General features: G+C 72.8%; 13 protein-coding genes. 5 read left to right on the top strand and 8 right to left on the bottom strand.

Annotation, left to right across the window (positions count from 1 at the left end):
- Positions 1 to 194: 194 nt before the first annotated feature.
- Positions 195 to 3,050 carry a DEAD/DEAH box helicase gene (locus ACLWS4_RS24040; RefSeq protein ID WP_049651584.1) on the bottom strand — a complete coding sequence of 952 codons (2,856 nt, stop codon included), beginning with the start codon at positions 3,048 to 3,050 and terminating at the stop codon, positions 195 to 197.
- 268 nt (positions 3,051 to 3,318) lie between these two features.
- Here ACLWS4_RS24040 and ACLWS4_RS24045 point away from each other — a divergent pair, with 268 nt between their 5' ends.
- Positions 3,319 to 3,693, top strand: a complete 375-nt coding sequence (locus ACLWS4_RS24045; RefSeq protein WP_074002332.1) for a hypothetical protein — start codon at positions 3,319 to 3,321, stop codon at positions 3,691 to 3,693.
- Positions 3,694 to 3,774: 81 nt separating this feature from the next.
- Here the strand turns inward: ACLWS4_RS24045 and ACLWS4_RS24050 are convergent, their stop codons facing one another.
- Positions 3,775 to 4,947 (bottom strand): aminotransferase class V-fold PLP-dependent enzyme, encoded by a 1,173-nt coding sequence (locus tag ACLWS4_RS24050; protein ID WP_241852864.1) that lies wholly within the window; start codon positions 4,945 to 4,947, stop codon positions 3,775 to 3,777.
- Positions 4,948 to 5,039: 92 nt separating this feature from the next.
- Here ACLWS4_RS24050 and ACLWS4_RS24055 point away from each other — a divergent pair, with 92 nt between their 5' ends.
- Together ACLWS4_RS24055 and ACLWS4_RS24060 are read left to right on the top strand one after the other, a co-directional pair.
- Positions 5,040 to 7,106, top strand: a complete 2,067-nt coding sequence (locus ACLWS4_RS24055; RefSeq protein WP_220450036.1) for a S9 family peptidase — start codon at positions 5,040 to 5,042, stop codon at positions 7,104 to 7,106.
- Between the two features lie 226 nt (positions 7,107 to 7,332).
- Positions 7,333 to 9,699: an immune inhibitor A domain-containing protein gene (locus tag ACLWS4_RS24060; protein ID WP_416875201.1), complete on the top strand. Its 2,367-nt coding sequence runs from the start codon at positions 7,333 to 7,335 to the stop codon at positions 9,697 to 9,699.
- An 85-nt stretch (positions 9,700 to 9,784) separates the two neighbouring features.
- Here ACLWS4_RS24060 and ACLWS4_RS24065 read toward each other — a convergent pair whose 3' ends face one another.
- Entirely contained in the window at positions 9,785 to 11,221 is a 1,437-nt protein-coding gene (locus ACLWS4_RS24065; RefSeq protein ID WP_416875202.1) for an MFS transporter, read from the bottom strand.
- 86 nt (positions 11,222 to 11,307) lie between these two features.
- Here ACLWS4_RS24065 and soxR point away from each other — a divergent pair, with 86 nt between their 5' ends.
- Complete coding sequence (gene soxR, locus ACLWS4_RS24070) at positions 11,308 to 11,781, top strand: redox-sensitive transcriptional activator SoxR (protein WP_049651587.1); 474 nt, start codon at positions 11,308 to 11,310, stop codon at positions 11,779 to 11,781.
- 150 nt (positions 11,782 to 11,931) lie between these two features.
- Here soxR and ACLWS4_RS24075 read toward each other — a convergent pair whose 3' ends face one another.
- From ACLWS4_RS24075 to ACLWS4_RS24095, 5 genes are read right to left on the bottom strand one after another with little or no spacing between them, the layout of a single operon-like run.
- Positions 11,932 to 12,933 (bottom strand): ABC transporter ATP-binding protein, encoded by a 1,002-nt coding sequence (locus tag ACLWS4_RS24075; protein WP_049651588.1) that lies wholly within the window; start codon positions 12,931 to 12,933, stop codon positions 11,932 to 11,934.
- Positions 12,933 to 13,931, bottom strand: coding sequence for an ABC transporter ATP-binding protein (locus tag ACLWS4_RS24080; protein ID WP_049651589.1), 999 nt, complete (start codon positions 13,929 to 13,931; stop codon positions 12,933 to 12,935). Before ACLWS4_RS24080 ends, ACLWS4_RS24075 begins: the two co-directional genes overlap by 1 nt.
- Complete coding sequence (locus ACLWS4_RS24085; protein ID WP_049651590.1) at positions 13,931 to 14,917, bottom strand: ABC transporter permease; 987 nt, start codon at positions 14,915 to 14,917, stop codon at positions 13,931 to 13,933. Before ACLWS4_RS24085 ends, ACLWS4_RS24080 begins: the two co-directional genes overlap by 1 nt.
- Positions 14,914 to 15,876: an ABC transporter permease gene (locus ACLWS4_RS24090; protein WP_074002328.1), complete on the bottom strand. Its 963-nt coding sequence runs from the start codon at positions 15,874 to 15,876 to the stop codon at positions 14,914 to 14,916. The genes ACLWS4_RS24085 and ACLWS4_RS24090 overlap by 4 nt, the downstream gene beginning before the upstream one ends.
- A 13-nt stretch (positions 15,877 to 15,889) precedes the next feature.
- Positions 15,890 to 17,638 (bottom strand): ABC transporter substrate-binding protein, encoded by a 1,749-nt coding sequence (locus tag ACLWS4_RS24095; RefSeq protein WP_049651592.1) that lies wholly within the window; start codon positions 17,636 to 17,638, stop codon positions 15,890 to 15,892.
- Positions 17,639 to 17,800: 162 nt separating this feature from the next.
- Here ACLWS4_RS24095 and ACLWS4_RS24100 point away from each other — a divergent pair, with 162 nt between their 5' ends.
- The gene (locus ACLWS4_RS24100; RefSeq protein ID WP_375876049.1) at positions 17,801 to 19,252 is read left to right on the top strand and encodes an aminopeptidase P family protein; all 1,452 of its coding nucleotides are present in this window, start codon (positions 17,801 to 17,803) and stop codon (positions 19,250 to 19,252) included.
- The last annotated feature ends 6 nt before the right edge of the window (positions 19,253 to 19,258 follow it).

Here is a 19,258-nt window from a genome sequence, read left to right on the forward strand (position 1 = left end):
CGGGAAGTCGACCGTATCGATTTCCTACGCACCCCTCACAGGTTCCTTGCCGCTTCGGCGGCGCCGAAGCGGCGCGAGCGTGGGGGTGGCCGACGGCCTGGCGCTTCCCCACCCCCGTCGTCAGGGAGGTGGAAAGCGGAAGGGCCCGCGCGCTCGGGTGGGTGAGCGGGCGGGCCCTTGCGGGGGTGCTGCGGTCAGCCGACGGAGGAGTAGGCGATGATGCCGCGGCGGAGGCCGTCGACGGCCTTGCGGGCGGTCTTGCGGAGTTCGACGTCCTCGCCCGCGGCGTCCTGGATCTGGCCCAGGACGTCGATCAGCTGCTTGGTCCAGCGGACGAAGTCGCCGGCCGGCATGTCGGCGTCGCGCAGGACCTGGTCGAGGTTGTGGCCGAGCGCCCAGCGGTAGGCGACCCAGGCGAAGCCCAGGTCGGGCTCGCGCTGGCCGACGCCCTCGGCGGTGTTGATCCGGTGCTGCTCCTCCAGGGCGTCGAGGTGGCCCCAGATCCGGACCATCTTGCCGAGCGCCTCCTTGGCCGCGCCCTCCGGCACCCGGGGGGCGCCGGCGTCGTCGGCCTGGCGGGCCTCGTACACCAGCGCCGAGGCGCAGGCGGCGAGTTCGGCGGCGGCCAGGCCGCTCCAGACGCCTTCGCGGATGCACTCGGAGGCGAGCAGGTCGAGTTCGCCGTAGAGCCGGCCGAGCCGCTTGCCGTCGTCGGTGACGGTGTCCCCGCTGAGGTAGCCGAGGTCGGTGAGCAGCCCGCAGACCCGGTCGAAGGTGCGGGCGATGGTGTGGGTGCGCGAGCGCATCCGGCGTTCCAGCAGTTCGGTGTCGCGGTGCAGCCGGTGGTAGCGCTCGGCCCAGCGGGCGTGGTCCTCGCGGTCGGAGCAGCCGTGGCAGGGGTGCTGGCGCAGTTCGGTGCGCAGCCGGGTGATCTCCGGGTCGTCGGCGGCGGCCGCGCGGCCGCGCCGGAACCGCTCGGGCTCCAGGTGGCCGGCCTTGGTGCGCAGCGCCGAGGCGAGGTCGCGCCGGGACTGCGGGCTGCGCGGGTTGAAGGACTTGGGGATGCGCAGCCGGTCGACGGCGACGACCGGGTGCGGGAAGTCGATCATGGCGAGCCGCTTGACCTGCCGCTCGGCGGTGAGCACCACCGGGCGCGGGCCGTCCTGGTAGTCGGGGTGGCGCGGGCCGCCCCGGCCGGAGCGGTTGACCGGCGGCAGGCCCGGGTCGAGGACCAGGGCGAGGCCGGCGAACTTGCCGGTGGGCACGTGGATGACGTCGCCCGGCTTGAGCTGCTCGATGGACTCGACGGCGGCCGCGCGGCGCTGGCTGCTGCCCTCGCGGGCCATCTCGTTCTCGCGGTCCTTGAGCTTGCGGCGCAGCTCCATGTACGCGTCGAAGTCGCCGAGGTGGCAGGTCATCGACTCGCGGTAGCCCTCCAGCCCCTCCTCGTTGCGCTGCACCTGGCGGGCGATGCCGACCACCGAGCGGTCCGCCTGGAACTGGGCGAAGGACGTCTCCAGCAGCTCGCGCGAGCGGTGCCGGCCGAACTGGGAGACCAGGTTGACGGCCATGTTGTACGAGGGCCGGAACGAGGACTTCAGCGGGTAGGTGCGGGTGCCGGCCAGGCCGGCCAGCGCCTCCGGGTCGAGGCCGCGCTGCCAGAGGACCACGGCGTGGCCCTCGACGTCGATGCCGCGCCGCCCGGCCCGGCCGGTGAGCTGGGTGTACTCGCCGGGGGTGATGTCGGCGTGGGTCTCGCCGTTCCACTTGACCAGCTTCTCCATGACCACCGAGCGGGCGGGCATGTTGATGCCGAGCGCCAGGGTCTCGGTCGCGAAGACGGCCTTGACCAGGCCCTTCACGAAGAGCTCCTCGACCACCTCCTTGAACCGGGGCAGCATCCCGGCGTGGTGGGCGGCGATGCCGCGCTCCAGCCCGTCCAGCCACTCGAAGTAGCCGAGGACGTGCAGGTCCTCGTCGGGGATGTCGGCGCAGCGCTCCTCGACGAACGCCCGGACGAGGGCGCGGTCGGAGTCCTTGTTGAGCCGCAGGCCGGAGCTGAGGCACTGCTGGACGGCGGCCTCGCAGCCGGCCCGGCTGAAGATGAAGGTGATCGCGGGCAGCAGGCCCTCGGCGTCGAGCCGGTCGATGACGTCCACCCGGCCCGGCGTCCAGACCCGGCCGGGACGGCCGTTGGGCATCGAGCGGCCCCGGCCGCGGCCGAAGCGGTCGCGCGGGTTGCGGTCGAGTTCGGAGCGGGCGAGCCGGACCAGTTCGGGGTTGACGGCCTTGCCGGGGTTCTTCAGGCTGTGCTTGGGGCGGCCGTCGCGGTCCGGGTCGGCGAACAGGTCGTACATCCGGTTGCCGGCCATCACGTGCTGCCACAGCGGCACGGGGCGGGTCTCGGAGACGATCACCTTGGTGCCGCCGCGCACGGTGTCCAGCCAGTCGCCGAACTCCTCGGCGTTGGAGACGGTCGCGGAGAGCGAGACGAGGGTGACCGACTCGGGGAGGTGGATGATGACCTCCTCCCAGACGGCGCCGCGGAAGCGGTCGGCGAGGTAGTGCACCTCGTCCATCACGACGTAGCCGAGGCCGTCGAGGGTGCTGGAGCCCGCGTAGAGCATGTTGCGCAGCACCTCGGTGGTCATGACCACCACGGGTGCGTCGCCGTTGACGGTGTTGTCGCCGGTGAGCAGGCCGACCTTGGCGGCGCCGTAGCGCTTGACCAGGTCGCCGTACTTCTGGTTGGAGAGCGCCTTGATCGGCGTGGTGTAGAAGCACTTGCGGCCCGCGGCCAGGGCCAGGTGCACGGCGAACTCGCCGACGATCGTCTTCCCGGAGCCGGTGGGGGCGGCGACGAGGACGCCGGAGCCGGCCTCCAGCGTCTCGCAGGCCTCCAGCTGGAAGTCGTCCAGCGGGAAGTCGTACAGCTGCTGGAAGCCGTACAGGGCGGTGGCCTGCTCCTGCGCCCGGCGACGGCTGGCCGCGTACGCCTCGGCGGGGCTGAGCTCCTGGTCGTCCTGGGGCTCTGGATCGGGGGTGTTCATCGCCGTCCGGGTGTGATTGGTGTGATCTCGCATCTCAGCGAGAGGTTACCCGGGTGGACTGACATCGATAGCACCGTTTTTCCGTGCGACGGATTCACTCCCTCGGCACACTCCCGGGATCAGTTCCCTCTCAGATCCATAGTTGCAAATGTCTTCAAGTGATCGGGACGGAGTCAGGCCCGATCGTCTCCGGTCATTCCTGGTGGAGGCCGGTGACGGCTCCCTACCGTCGTCGTCCCAGCCACCACGACACGGGAGGACCGCCACGATGGCGAACCTGGAGACGTCCCTCAAGGAGTCCATGGCGATCGAGGGCGCGATCGGCGTCGCCCTGGTCGACTGCGGCAGCGGCATGGCCCTCGGCACCCTGGGGGACGGCGCCGAGCTGGACCTGAACGTCGCCGCGGCGGGCAACACCGACGTGGTCCGCGCCAAGATGCGCACGATGGAGATGCTCAACCTGCACGACGTCGAGATCGAGGACATCCTGACCACGCTGACCCACCAGTACCACCTGGTCCGGCCGCTCACGGCGCCCGGGGCACGCGGACTCTTCCTCTTCCTCGCGCTCCACCGCAGCCGCTCCAACCTGGCGATGGCCCGCCACCGGCTCACCCAGATCGCACTCGCGCTGGAGGTCTGACCCCGGGCCGACCCAGGAGAGCCCGGACCGACCCGGGGAAGCCCGGGAAAGACCGGACCGGCCCGGGGAGACCCGCCGCGCCTAGCCCTTCAGCAGCTCCGCCAGCCCGTCCGCCAGCCGCTCGTACTCCTCCGGCCGGTTGTACAGCTGCGCGCTGACCCGCAGCACCCCGCCGCCGGCCCAGGGGCGGACGGCGATCCGGGTGCCGAACCGGTGCCACACCTCGGCCATCAGCGCCTTCACCTGCGGCTCGGTCTCGCCGTACCCGGCCGGCAGCCGGACGGTGCGCATCCACACCCCGGGCGTCGCGGGCAGCGGCGCCAGGCCGGCCCGCTCGGTCAGCGCATGGCGGCCGTACGCGGCGAGGGCGGTGTTGTGGGCGGCCACCGCCGGGTGGCCGAGGCCGCGCAGCAGCTCGAAGCCGGCCGGGGCGGCCAGCCAGGGCGTGTAGTCGCAGGTGCCGCGCCACTCGACGTTGCCCGGGAAGCCCTTGTCGTGCTCCCAGGACAGTGCCAGCGGGCGCACCCGGCCGGTCCACTCGGGGCGGACGGCGAGCACCCCGGTGGCGCGCGGGGCGAAGGCCCACTTGTGCAGGTTGCCGAACCAGAAGTCGGCGTTCGGGTCGATCGGGGCGGGCAGCATGCCGGGGGCGTGGGCGCCGTCCACCACGGTGGTCACGCCGCGGGCGCGCAGGTCGGCGAGCAGGGCCGGGCCGGCGACCAGGCGGGCGGTGGGCGAGGTGAGCTGGTCCAGGACGGCGACGGTGGTGCGGCCGTCCACGGCGGCGAGCACCGCCTCCCGGACGGCCTGCTCGTCGGGGGCGTCCAGCGGGACGGGGGCCACCACGAGTTCGGCGCCGGTCTCGGCGGCCTTGCGGGCGGCGGCCTGGGTCACCGCGCCGTAGCCGTGGTCGGTGACCAGGATCCGGTCGCCGGGCGCGAACGGGATGCTGTCGAGGGCGATCGCGACCGCCTCGGTGACGTTGGAGACGAGCGCGAGCCGGTCCGGGTCGGTGTCGAGTTCGGCGGCGATCAGGGCGCGGGCGGCGGCGATCCGGGCCGGGAGGTCGGCGAAGAAGCCGTCCGGGTCCTGCTCGTGCTCGGTGCGCAGCCGGTCCTGCGCCCGCTGGACGGGGACGGGCACGGCGCCGAAGGAGCCGTGGTTCAGGTGCGCGGTCCGCGGCGACACGCTGAACAGCCCGTCGGCGGCGGGCAGTGGCGCCGGGGGTTCGACGGTCCGCAGGTCCTCGATCACGGTTTCCTCCGCTCACTGGCGCACACTGGTGTGTGACATTTCACATGACAGACTACTGGTCGGGACACACACCGCGCGACCACCATCGGGCCGTGACCATCACCGACGCCTTCCTTGCCCTCAGCGCCCGTACCGGTCGGTTCACCTTCGGCGCGCCGCGTGCGTACACCTTCGCCGAGGACGGTACCCGGCTGCTGCTCCTCCGCTCCAGCGGTCCGGAGGATCCGGTCGACCGCCTCCACCTGCTCGACACCGCCACCGGCGAGGAGCGGCTGGTCGCCGACCCGGCCGCGCTGCTGCCCGGCCGCACCGGCCGGCGCGACGACCTGCCCGTCGTCGAGCGCCGCCTGCGCGAGCGCAGCCGGCTGGTCGCCGCCGGGATCGGCACGTACGCCGCCACCGCCGACCTCGCCACGGCCGTCTTCACCCTGGACGGCCGGCTGTTCCGCACCGACACCACCGCCGGCACCAGCGACGAACTCCCGGTCGCCGGGCCCGCGTTCGACCCCCGGCCGGACGCCACCGGACAGCGCGTCGCCTACGTCGCCGAGGACGCCCTGTACGTCACCCCCGGCCTCGAACCGCTCTCCCCCGCCGACGGCGCCCGCTGGGGCGTCGCCGAGTTCGCCGCCGCCGAGGAGCTCGGCCGCCACCGGGGCCACTGGTGGCGCCCGGACGGCGGCGCGCTGCTGGCCGCCCGGGTCGACGAATCCGCCGTCCCCCGGCGGTACTTCGCCGACCCGGCGCACCCCGGCGAGGCCCCCGAGGACTTCGCCTACCCGCAGGCCGGCGGCCCCAACGCGGACGTCCAGCTCTGGGTGCTCGGCCTCGACGGCACCCGGGTCCGACTGCGCTGGGACACCGAGGAGTTCCCGTACCTCTGCGCCGCCTCCTGGGCCTCCACCGACGAGGTGCTGCTCACCGTCGCCGACCGCCTGCAGCAGAACGTGCTGCTGCTGAGCGCCGACCCGGCCACCGGTGACACCGCCGAACTCTCCCGCACCACCGACGAGTTCTGGGTGGACGACCTGCCCGGCACCCCCGCCCGGCTGGCCGACGGCCGGCTGCTCACCGTCCACGACACCCCGCAGGCCCGCGGCCTCGCGCTCGACGGCAAGCCGCTGGACACCACCGGCCTGCAGATCCGCCGGGTCGTCGGCCGGCTGCACGGCCGGCTGCTCTGCGAGACCGGCGAGGGCGACCCGTTCGACCAGTACGTCCACCTGGTCGACCCGGACGGCGGCGCACCCGAGCCGCTTGCCTCCGGCCCCGGCCTGCACTCGGCGCTCGCCGCCGCCGACACCCTGCTGCTCACCTCGGCCACCGCCGACGGCGTCCGGCGCGTCATCAGCCGCGACGGCCACGAGCTGGCGCTCACCGACCTCAGCGAGCCGCTGCCCCACCGGGTGGAGCCGCGGCTCGCCCGGGTCACCGAACGCGCCCTGCCCAGCGCCGTGGTGTACCCGCGCGGCCACGTCCCCGGCACCCGGCTGCCCGTCCTGCTGGACGTCTACGGCGGGCCCGGCTACCAGGCGGTGGCCGCCGAGCCGCGCCGCTGGCAGCTCAAGCAGTGGTGGGCCGACCAGGGCTTCGCGGTGGTCACCGTCGACAACGGCGGCACCCCGTTCGTCTCCCCGGACTTCTCCCGCACCATCTTCCGGCGGATGTCCCAGGTGGCGCTGGACGACCAGGTCGACGCGCTGCACGCGCTCGCCGAGCGGCACCCGGACCTCGACCTCGGCCGGGTCGGCGTGCGCGGCTGGTCGTACGGCGGCTACTTCGCGGCGCTCGCCGTGCTGCGCCGCCCGGACGTCTTCCACGCCGCCTGCGCGGGCGCCCCGCCCACCGACTTCCGGCTCTACGACACCGCGTACACCGAGCGCTACCTCGGCCTGCCGCAGGAGAACCCGGAGGGGTACGCCGACGACTGCCTGCTCCCCGACGCGCCCGGTCTGAGCAGGCCGCTGCTGCTGATCCACGGGCTGGCCGACGACAACGTCCACCCCTCGCACACCCTGCTGCTCTCCCAGGCGCTCACCCGGGCCGGCCGCCCGCACAACGTGCTGCCGCTGCCCGGCGCCACCCACATGACCCCGGGCGGGCTGCTGGAGCAGCTGGCCCAGGCCGAACTCGCCTTCCTGCGGGCCTCCTTGGGCTGATCCGCAGCAGCGTCGGGGCCGGATCGCGGCACTCCGCGCGACCTCCGCCCGGTCCGGGCGGGCCGCCGGCCGCCGGTCCGGCAGTCGAAGGGCGCCGCACCCCCGGGTGCGGCGCCCTTCCGCTTGCCGCACACCTCTTTCACGTAACCCGTGACATGTGAAATATTACCTGCGCTTCACCTACCGATGACCGAGGCACCCCCATCCCCCGGAAAGGACCGGTCAGTTGCGCAGACTGTCCGCGGCCCTCGCCGCCGCACTCACCACGAGTGCGATAGCGGCCACCCTGCTGGGCACCCCCGCCCAGGCCGCACCCCCGACCCCCGCCACCCTCGCCGCCGCGTCCGCCGACGCCCAACAGGGCGCCGAGGCCCCGCCCGCCCCGCTCGCGCCCCAGGAGCGCGAGCGCCAGGCGCTGCGCGGCAAGGCCCTGGAGCAGCTCAACAAGGGCACCGTCGCCAAGGCCGCCGGCAAGCGGGCCCCGGCGAAGGTGAAGGTCGGCAACGACTACGTCCAGCTCGCGCACCAGCGCACGGACAAGGTCTTCGTGATCCTCGCCCAGTTCGGCGACCAGGTCGACAACACCACCCAGTGGAACGGCCAGCCCCGCTACGGCGGCACCCCCGGCCCGGCCCACAACCAGATCCCCAAGCCGGGCAAGGACGACAACCACACCCTGTGGTCACAGGACTTCGACCGCGGCTACTACCAGAAGATGTTCTTCGACGACACGCCCGGCGCGGTGTCGATGCGCAACTACTACCGCACCCAGTCCTCCGGCCGGTACGACGTCGAGGGCACCGTCAGCGACTGGGTCACCGTCCCGTACAACGAGGCCCGCTACGGCAGCAACAAGGGCCCGCAGGGCTCCGGCGCCTGGACCCAGGGCCAGGAGTTCATCCGGGACGCCGTGAAGGCCTGGTACGACGGCGAGGTCGCCAAGGGCCGCTCCGCCGCCGACATCAAGGCGCAGCTCGCCCAGTACGACGTCTACGACCGCTACGACCACGACAAGAACGGCGAGTTCGCCCAGCCGGACGGCTACCTGGACAACGTCGTCGTGGTGCACGCGGGCGTGGACGAGACCTGGGGCGGCGGCGCCCAGGGCGCCGACGCGCTGTGGGCGCACCGCAGTTGGACCTTCCCGGACGCGACCGGGCAGACCGGCCCGGAGGGCAACAAGATCGGCGGCGCCCCCGTCGGCGACACCGGCCTGTACGTCTACGACTACGTCCAGGCGGGCGAGAACAGCGGCGTCGGCCTGTTCGCCCACGAGTTCGGCCACAACCTCGGCCTGCCCGACCTGTACCCCACCAACGGCGGTGACAACAGCGTCAACTTCTGGTCGCTGATGTCCTCCGGCTCCTACCTGGGCAAGGGTCCGAACACCACCGGCGGCTACCCCGGCGACCTCGACGCCTGGAGCAAGCTGCAGTTCGGCTGGCTCGACTACGACGAGGCGCAGGCCGCCACCCGCTCCACCCACGCGCTCGGGGTGAGCAGCTACAACACCGACCAGGCCCAGGCCGTCCTGGTCCACCTGCCGGACGGCACCACCCGCACCGACCTCGCCGACCCGTACGAGGGCGGCCGGCAGTGGTGGAGCGACACCGGCGACAACCTCGACAACTCCCTGGCCCGGGACGTCGACCTGCGCACCGCCGCCGGCCCGGCCGCCCTGGACGCGGCGGTCTGGTACGACACCGAGCAGGACTACGACTTCCTGACCGTCGAGGCCTCCACCGACCAGGGCAAGCACTGGACCTCCCTCGGCGGCACCGTGGACGGCGCCCCGATCGGCAACACCAGCGCCAACACCCCCGGCCTGAGCGGCAGTTCCGGCAGCTACAAGCAGCTGCACATCCCGCTGGACGGCTACCTCGGCCAGCAGGTCCGGCTGCGCTTCCACGTCACCTCGGACGGCAACACCCACGGCCGGGGCGTGCTGGTGGACGCCGTCAAGGCCACCGCCGGCGCCGCCGTGCTGTTCGCCGACGGCGCCGAGAACGGCGCGAACGGCTGGACGGCCGGCGGCTTCACGGTCATCGACGGCCGCACCGCCGTCAAGCAGCACCCGCGCGCGTACCTCGCCGAGAACCGCCGCTACACCGGCTACGGCGAGTTCCTGAAGACCGGCCCGTACAACTTCGGCTACAGCGGCGTCGCGGGCAAGGCCAACGTGGTGGACAACTACCCGTACCAGGAGGGCGTCCTGATCTGGCTGTGGGACACCTCGTACGGTGACAACAACACCAAGGACCACCCCGGCGGCGGGCTGATCCTGCCGATCGACGCCCGTCCGGCGCCGATCCGCTTCGCCGACGGGACGCTGGTCAACGGGCGGGCGCAGACCTACGACGCGACCTTCTCGCTCAAGCCGACCACGGCGTTCACCCTGCACAAGGGCGGCGTCGCGGTGCGCATCCCGTCGAAGCCGGCCGTCCCGGTCTTCAACGACCGCACCGGGGTGTACGGCGACCCGGCCACGCCGCAGCTGACGGTGAAGGTGCCGGACACCAACACGAAGATCGAGGTCGTCCGGGAGTCCCAGGGCGGCAGGATCACCACCGTCCGGGTGGGCCCGGCCTCCTGACCGGTACGTGAAGGGCCCCGGATCCCCCCGACGAAAAGGGATCCGGGGCCTGCTCATGCGCCCGAGGCCGGCCGGGCACCCGGGGTCAGCGCCCCAGGCTGCGCGCGGTGCGCGCGGCGGTGACCACCCCCAGGACGGTGATCGCGGCGATCCCGAAGGTCATGTACCGGGCCGAGTCGACCGGGCTGTCCCCGCCCAGGTTGACCAGGGTGCCGGCCAGCGCCGAGGTCACCGAGAAGGCGATCAGCTGGGTGGTGTTGATCGCCGCGGCCGCCTTTCCGCCCTCGGCCGGGTCGCTGCTGCTGCGCATCGCGGCCACGCTCAGGTGCGGGAAGGCCAGGCCTATCCCGGTGCCGGCGGCGAACAGCGCCACCGCCCAGAGCAGCACCCGGAGCCCGGAGGCGTGCCCGGTCTGCGACAGCCCGTACGCCAGCAGGCCGCCGACCAGCACCAGCGGGGCGACCCGGATCGCCAGGGCCCGGCCGCGGGCCGACTCGATGCCGACGCTGAACAGCTGGGCGGCGGTCCAGCCGGCCGAGGTGGCGGCGCCGAGGAAGCCGGCCACCAGCGGGCCGAGGCCGCCCAGCTGCTGGCCGAACAGCGGGATGAAGTTCTCCGTCACCACGCCCGCGCAGAGCACCGCGACGGTCAGGTAGAGCCACTTCAGGGGGTTGCCGGGCCGGTAGGTCTGCCGCGGCAGCACCGTCGCCGCCGAGCGCCGCTCGACCACCGCGAAGCCCACCAGCAGCGCCAGTCCGGCGAGCAGGCAGAGCGCCGTCGGCCAGCCGGACGGCACGGTCGAGCTGACGCTGAAGACGGCCGCCGCCAGGGTGAGCAGCAGCAGCGAGGGCAGCGGCACCGGGCCGCCGCCCCGACCCGTGCCGGAGCGCCCGGGCAGCACCCGGCGGGCCAGCACCGCCAGCACCAGCGCGGCGGCCAGCAGCAGGACGTACGCCCCGCGCCAGGCGCCGAGCTGGGCGAAGAGCCCGCCCAGCGACGGCCCGACCAGGGTGCCGACGCCCCACATCGCGGAGACCAGTCCGGCCGCGCGGGTCCACAGCCGCTCGGGCAGGGCGCTGCGGATCACCGCGTAGCCGAGCCCGGCCACCAGACCGCCGCCGAGGCCCTGCACCACCCGGCCGAGGATCAGCGCCGCCATCGACGGGCTGAGCGCGTTGACCACGGCGCCGGCGCCGAAGACCAGGAAGCCCAGGACGTAGGCCCGGGCGGCGCCGAGGCGCTCCAGCAGCCGGCTTACCAGCATCGAGGCGATCACGGCGGCCATCAGGAAGCCGGTGGCCACCCACGCGTAGTACCGCTCGCCGCCGATGTCGGCGACGATCGAGGGCATCAGCGCGGCGGTGAAGTAGAGGTTCATCGCGTACAGCGCGACGCCGCCGGCCAGGATCGAGGCGGGGGCGGCGTACCGGCGGGAGAAGAGTTCGCGCCACCCGGCGGCGGCCCCGGTGGACTGCGACTCCGGTGCGTAACTGCCCTGCTCAGCAGGGGAGGTGTCGGTCACTACAGCAGATGATTCGGTCACGTCCGGTACGCTAGGACTTCAAGGGAACTTGAAGTCAAGGAAGCCGAAGGAACCGAGGAGTCGCCATGACCACCGCGCCGGTCGACCTGCTGAGCGTCGGGGAGGTGGCCCGGCGGGCCGGGATCGCCACCTCGGCGGTGCGCTTCTACGAGGACCAGGGGCTGATCTCCTCCGAGCGCACGGCCGGCAATCAGCGGCGCTACCGGCGGCACGTGCTGCGCCGGATCTCGCTCATCCTGGTCGCCAAGCGGCTCGGCATCCCGCTCTCCGAGGTCGCCGAGGTCTTCACCGGCCTGCCCGAGGACCGGATGCCCGGCAAGCACGACTGGGAGCGCATCTCCCGGCGCTGGGCCGAGCAGCTGCGCGCCCGCCGGGCCGAGCTGGAGCGGCTGGAGGACGAGCTGACCGGCTGCATCGGCTGCGGCTGCGTGTCGCTGCGCCGCTGCCGGGTGCTCAACCCGGGGGACGAGCTGGCCGCCGAGGGGCCGGGCCCCCGCCGGCTGCTGCCGGAGGAGGGCCTGCTGCCCGTCGAGGAGTGAAACGCCGTCGACGGGTGAGACGCCGTCGATGAGTGAGGCGCCGCCGACGCGTGGGACGCCGTCGACGAGTAGGCGGGGAAGGGGTTGGAACCCGGCCGGACGCGGCCCTCGCAGGGTTCCCCGCCGCGTCCGACCGGGGGCTTGTGCGGCTCAGACCTCCGGGAAGTGGCAGGCCGCCTGCCGCTCGCCGGGCCCGGCGATCCGCAGCAGCGGCCGCTCGGTCCGGCACAGGTCCTGGGCCTTCGGGCAGCGCGGGTGGAAGGTGCAGCCGGGCGGCGGGTCGGCCGGGCTCGGCGGGTCGCCGAGCAGCACGATCCGCTCCCGGGTGCGCTCCGCCTCCGGGTCGGGCAGCGGGACGGCGGACAGCAGCGCCCTGGTGTACGGGTGCGCGGGGCTGCCGTACACCTCGGCCTTGTCGCCGATCTCCACGATCCGGCCCAGGTACATCACCGCGACCCGGTCGCAGACCCGCTTGACCACCGAGAGGTCGTGCGCGATGAACACGTACGCCAGCCCGAGCTCCTGCTGGAGCCGCTCCATCAGGTTGACCACCTGGGCCTGGATGGAGACGTCCAGCGCGGACACCGGCTCGTCGGCGATCACCAGCCGCGGCGAGGTGGCCAGCGAGCGGGCGATGCCGATGCGCTGGGCCTGGCCGCCGGAGAACTCGTGCGGGTAGCGGTCCAGGTGCTCGGGGATCAGCCCGACCAGCTCCATCAGCTCGGCGGCCCGCTTGCGCGCGGCCGCCGCGCTCTCGCCCTGGACGAGCAGCGGCTCGGAGATGATCCGGGCCACCGTCTGCCGGGGGTTGAGCGAGGAGTACGGGTCCTGGAAGACCATCTGGAGGTCGCGCCGGTGCGGCCGCAGCCGGGCCTGGGAGAGCCCGCCGATCTCGGTGCCGTCGAAGGTGACGGTGCCCGAGGTCGGGTCGAGCAGCCGGACGATCATCCGCCCGGTGGTGGACTTGCCGCAGCCGGACTCGCCGACCAGGCCGAGCGTCTCGCCCGCCCCGACGTCGAAGCTCACCCCGTCCACCGCCCGGACCGGCGCACCGGGGCGCCCGGTGCGGCTCCGCCGGCCGGGGAAGGTCTTCACCAGGTCCCGTACGGACAGCAGCGGTCCGGCCGCGTCCTTCGTCGACGGTGTGGTCATCACAGCACCCCTTCCGGCACCAGCGGCAGGTGGCAGGCGGCCTGGTGGCCGGGGGCGAGCCGGTCGAGCACGGGGCGCTCGGCCAGGCAGCGGGAGTGCTCCTCGGCGGACGCCGCGGTGGTGCGGGCGCAGCGCGGGGCGAAGGAGCAGCCGGGGGCGGGGGCGATCAGCGACGGCGGGCTGCCGGGGATGGCGCGCAGCGGGGCGTCGTCGGTGTCGTCCAGGCGCGGCAGCGAGTCCAGCAGGCCGCGCGTGTACGGGTGCGCGGGCTGCGCGAACAGCCGGTCCACCGGGGCCTGTTCGGCGGCCCGGCCGCCGTACATGACCAGCACCTCGTGGGCGACCCGGGCGACCACGCCGAGGTCGTGGGTGATCATCACGACGCCGAGGCCGCGCTCCTGCTGGATCCGGGCGATCAGGTCGAGGATCTGCGCCTGGACGGTGACGTCGAGCGCCGTGGTGGGCTCGTCGGCGATCAGCAGCTCGGGCTCGCAGGCGAGCGCCATGGCGATCATGACGCGCTGGCGCATGCCGCCGGAGAACTGGTGCGGGTACTCGTCGACCCGGCGGGCCGGCTCCGGGATGCCGACCTCGGCCAGCATCTCCACCGCCTTGGCCCGCCCGGCCTTGCGGTTGGCCTTGAAGTGCACCCGGTAGTGCTCGGCGATCTGCTCCCCGACGGTGTAGAAGGGGTGCAGGCTGGACAGCGGGTCCTGGAAGATCATCGCGATCCGGCGGCCCCGGACGGTGCCCAGCTCCCGCTCCCCGAGCCCGTTCAGCTCCTGCCCGTTCAGCCGGATCGAGCCGGTGACGGCGGCGCCGCGGTGCAGGCCCATGACGGCGAGCGAGGTGACGGACTTCCCGCTGCCCGACTCGCCGACCAGCCCGAGAGTGCGACCGGCCTCGACGGCGAAGGAGATCCCGTCCACCGCGCGGACGGTGCCGCGCGGGGTGTCGAAGGCGACCTTGAGGTCCTCGACCTCCAACAGCCTGGTCATCAGTACCTCACTCTCGGGTCGACGAACGCGTAGAGCAGGTCGACCAGCAGGTTCGCCGCGACGATGAAGAAGGCCGCGAGCAGGGTGACGCCGAGGATCACGGGCTGGTCGGAACGGGCCAGCCCGTCGTAGAACAGCCGGCCGACGCCGGGCAGACCGAAGATCGACTCGGTGATGACCGCGCCGGCCAGCAGGCCGCCGAGGTCCATGCCGAAGATGGTCAGGATCGGCGTCATCCCGGAGCGCAGCCCGTGCTTGACGGTGACCGTCCGCGGCGGCAGGCCCTTGGCCCGGGCGGTGCGGATGTACGGCTCGGCCATCGCCTCGATCATCGAGTTGCGGCTCTGCCGGGCGTACATGGCCGCGTACAGCAGGGCCAGCGCGATCCACGGCAGCAGCAGGTTGGAGCCCCATTCGAAGGGGTTCTCGGTGAACTTGTGGTACGAGGGGTAGGGCAGCACACCGGCCGTCCTGACCAGGCCCCAGATCAGCATGATCGAGGTGAAGTAGACCGGCAGCGAGGCGGTGCCGACGGACAGCACCATCAGGGTCTTGTCGATCGGCCTGCCCTTGCGCAGCGCCGAGGTGACGCCCGCGCCGAGGCCGAGGACCAGCCAGAGCACGGCCGCGCCGAGGGCCAGCGAGATGGAGACCGGCAGCCGGTCGGTGAGCAGGTCCCAGACCGGCAGCCCGTACTCGTAGGAGTAGCCGAGGCAGGGGAAGCCGCAGTGCACCGCGCTGGGGCCGGAGCCGTAGTCGCGGCCGGCGAAGATGCCGCCGAGGTAGGCGAGGAACTGGTCCCAGACCGGCTTGTCCAGGCCCATCGCCGACTTGACGTCGGCGAGCCGCTCGGGGCTGCAGGTCTTGCCGCAGGCGGCCGCTGCCGGGTCGTTGGGCAGCAGGTAGAAGATGGTGAAGGTGATGGCGCAGATGGCGAGCAGGATGCCCGCCACGCCGAGCAGCCGGCGGCCGAGGTAGAGGATCACGACCGGCCTCCCCGGGGGTCGAGGATGTCGCGCAGCGCGTCGCCGAGCAGGGTGAAGGCGAGCACGGCGACGAACAGGAAGGCGGTCGGGATCAGGAAGTAGGTCGGGTCGGTCTCGTAGTGCACGATGCTCTCGGCGATCATCTGGCCCCAGGACGCGGTCGGCGGGCGGACGCCCACGCCGAGGTAGCTGAGCGCGGCCTCGGTGGCGATCATGCCGGGGACGAGCAGGGTGGTGTAGGCGATGATCGGGCCGGAGACGTTCGGCAGGATCTCGCGGGTGAGGATGCGCCAGGAGCGCGCCCCGCCGACCTTGGCGGCCTCGACGTACTCGCGGTGCTTGAGCGAGAGGGTCTGGCCGCGCACCACCCGGGCGATGCCGGGCCAGGTGAACAGCCCGATCACCAGGGTGATCAGCAGGATCCGGTTGACGTCCTTGGCCACCGACATCATCGCGATCATGAAGATCAGCGAGGGGAAGGACATCGTGAGGTCCATCAGCCGGGACAGCAGGGTGTCGACGCGCCCGCCGAAGTAGCCCGCCGCGATGCCGGCCAGGGTGCCGGCGATCACGACCACGGCGGTCGCGGTGAACGCGATCAGCAGGGACACCTGACCGCCGTGCAGCACCCGGGCGAACAGGTCGCGGCCGCTGCCCGGCTCGACGCCCAGCCAGTGCCGGGCGCTGATGCCGCCGAAGTCGCCCCGGGGCACGCCGCCCAGGTACGGGTCGACGGCGCGCTTGTCGAACTCCTCCGGGGTCCAGCCGCCGAGGGCGCTGAGCGGTCCGGCCAGCGCCGTGACCAGGATCAGCACGCCGACGGTGATCAGCCCGAACCGGGCCGAGCCCTTGGCCCACAGCTGGTCCCAGACCAGCCGCCAGGGCCCGCGCCCGGCACTCTTCTTGGCGCCCCCCGCCGTGGCGTCGGCCACGGCGGCGGGCTCAGTGGTGGTACTCATCGCTGCCGGCCCCTCACTTGCCCTTGGCGGGGTCCTTGAGGCCGATGGCACCCAGGTCGAGCATCCCGGCGTAGCCCTGGTTGCCGAAGGCGCCGGCCACGTTGGTGCCGACCAGCAGGGGGCGGCGCTGCCAGATCAGCGGGACGGCCGGGGCCTTCTTCGCCAGGTCCTGGTCCAGCTGCTGCCAGGCCTTGTTGGCCTCGTTGACGTCCGTCATGGCCGCGATCTGGTCCATCCGGTCCATCGTGGCCTGGTCCTTGAACTGGCTCAGGTTGCCCTGGTTGCCCTTCTCCTTGATGGTGCGGCCGTCGAACTGGAACGGCAGGAAGGTCGCACCGGAGGGGTAGTCGGGGCACCAGCCGCTGATGGTCAGATCGGGGGCGTTCTTGATGTCGCCGACGGTGTCCTGGAAGGCGGACGGGTCGGTGGTGTTGATGGTGACCTGGACGCCGGCCTTGGACAGCGACTGCTGGATCGCCTCGGCACGGCTCTTGTCGCCGAGCGACACGGTGAGCGATACCTTGAGGTCGCTCTTGCCCGCCTCCTGGAGCAGCTTCTTGGCCTTCTCCGGGTCACCGGCCGCCGGGACCTTCAGCGGGTCGGACTTGACGCCGCCGGTCAGCGAGGGCGGCAGGTAGGAGGTCGCCACGTCGGCCATCGCCGGGCCGCCGAAGGCCGTCACCTGCCCCTCGCGGTCGACCGCCCACATCATCGCCTCGCGCACCTTCGGGTCGTCAAAGGGGGCCTTGGAGGTGTTCATGTACAGCATGTCGGTACAGCCGGTGACCTCGGCGGCCATGCGGGACTTGACGTCCGGCTTGGGCAGCACCTTGGCGACGGTCTCGTGCGCCATCCACGGCATGTTGATCGCGTTGGCGTCGGCGCCGTCGCTGGCGATGATCCGGTCGTCGGCCTGGCCGCCCTTGATGCCCTCGGTGACCACGACCTTGTCCGGGTAGGCCTTGCGGACAGTGTCGGTGGCCGGGTCCCAGTTGGTGTTGCGGACCAGCACCAGCTGCTTGCCGCGGTCGTAGGTCTCGATCTTGTACGGGCCGGAGGAGAACGGCCGGGCGTCGTACTGGGTGCCCTTCTCCTGGGACTGCGGCACCGGGGAGAAGGTCGGCAGCGAGACGGTGGAGGAGAACTCGGCGACCGGGCGCTTCAGGTGGAAGACGATCGTCTTGTCGTCCGGGGTCTCGATGCTCGCCAGGTGCTCGCCGTTCAGCGGGCCCTTGTAGTTCTCGCCGCCGGCCAGGTACTGGATCGCGTAGTCGGGGCCGCCGGTGAGGTCCGGGGAGAAGGACCGCTCGACGTTGTACTTGATGTCGGCGGCTTTGATCGGCGAGCCGTCCTCGTACTTGAGGCCGTCCTTGAGGGTGAAGGTCCACACCTTGCCACCGTCGGAGGACTTGCCGAGGTCGGTGGCGAGGTCCGGGACGATCTCGCTGCCCGCCGCGCCCGGCTCGGCCTTGAAGGTGGTCAGGGTGCGGTAGATCAGCCGGGTGCCGAAGTCCATGTGCGGCACCACCCAGCTGCGGGCCGGGTCGAGGTGGGCGAAGTCCTGGTTGGTCAGGACGGTGAGGGTGCCGCCCTTGGCAGGGGTGCCGCCGATGACCGAGCCGGACGCGGCGCCCGGGCCCTTGCCGTCGGAGGGGGCGGCGTCGCTGCCGCCGTCACTCTTGTCGTTGGAGCAGGCCCCGAGGCCGAGGGTGAGGGTCGCCGCGAGGGCCGCCGCGAGGGCGGCGTGGGTGCGCCTGGTCATGTTGCAACTCCGCTGTGGGGGGCCCGATCCGCCGGATCTGGCCGCTGCGCTGTGTGACCCGTAACATAGTAATGTGAAATTGCACTGCACAAGAGGTGACGGCTCCCGTTACCGAGCTGTGTCCGTGCCAGCATCTCCCCCGCCCCGCCAAGGAGTTCACCGGTGACCCTTCCCCCGACCGGCCTCAACACCGGGAGCCACGACCTCCCGGTCTCCCCCGCCCTCGCCTCCTTCATGGCCACCAGCTGGGCCGCCACCCCGCTCCCCGCCGACCGGCGCGTCCCCGGCCACGACCGCTTCCCCGGCCGCCGCGCCCGGCTCTCCGCCGCCTTCCCCGGCGAACGGCTGATCGTCCCGGCCGGCCGGCTCAAGGTCCGCTGCAACGACCTCGACTACCGCTTCCGCCCGCACAGCGCGTACGTCTGGCTCACCGGCCTCACCGGCGAGGACCAGGCCGACCACGTCCTCGTCCTCGAACCGGCCGGCCCCGAAGGCCACGAGCCCGTCCTCTACCTGCGCCCGCGCTCACCGCGCGACGGCGGCGAGTTCTACCGCGACCGCCGCTACGGCGAGTTCTGGGTCGGCTCCCGGCCCGACCTCGCCGAAGCCGCCCGACTCACCGGCGTACGCACCGAACACCTCGACGACCTCGGCAAACTGCTCACCGGCCCCCAGCCCCCCACCCGGGTCCTGGCCGGCACCGACCCGCTCGTCGACGAGGCCACCGGACGGCCCGCCGACGGCCGGCGGGACGGCGAACTCGCCGCCGTCCTCTCCGAGTTGCGCCTGGTCAAGGACGAATGGGAGATCGGACAGCTGCAACTGGCCGTCGACCACACCACCACCGGCTTCGAGGACGTCGTCCGGGCCCTGCCCACCGCACTGCGCCACCACCGCGGCGAACGCTGGATCGAGGGCGTCTTCGACCTGCGCGCCCGCGCCGAGGGCAACGGCACCTCCTACACCACCATCGCCGCCTCCGGCGCCCACGCCTGCGTCCTGCACTGGATCCGCAACGACGGCGCCCTCGACCCGAACTCCCTCCTCCTGCTGGACGCCGGCGTCGAGACCGACACCCTCTACGCCGCCGACATCACCCGCACCCTGCCGCTCAGCGGCACCTTCACCCCGATCCAGCGCCAGGCCTACGACCTCGTCCTCGCCGCCCAGAGCGCCGGCATCGCCACCCTCCGCCCGGGCGCGCGGTTCCGCGACTTCCACCGCGCCGCCATGCGGGTCATCGCCGAAGGCCTCGCCGACTGGGGCGTCCTGCCCGTCTCCGCCGAAGAGGCCCTCGCCGAGGACAACGGCCTCTACCGCCGCTACACCCTCTGCGGCAGCGGCCACATGCTCGGCCTCGACTACCACGACTGCGCCAAGTCCCGCGCCGACCGCTACCTCGACGCCACCCTGGAGGAGGGCATGGTCCTCACCGTCGAACCCGGCCTCTACCTCCAGCCCGACGACGAGACCCTCCCCGCCGAACTCCGCGGCCTCGGCATCCGCATCGAGGACGACCTCGTCATCACCCCCGACGGCGCCCACCTGATGTCCGGCGCCCTCCCCCGCACCGCCACCGACGTCGAGTCCTGGATGGCGACCCTGCTGTCCTGAGGAGGC

It is taken from the genome of Kitasatospora sp. SC0581 (genome assembly GCF_048159585.1).
GTDB lineage: Bacteria > Actinomycetota > Actinomycetes > Streptomycetales > Streptomycetaceae > Kitasatospora.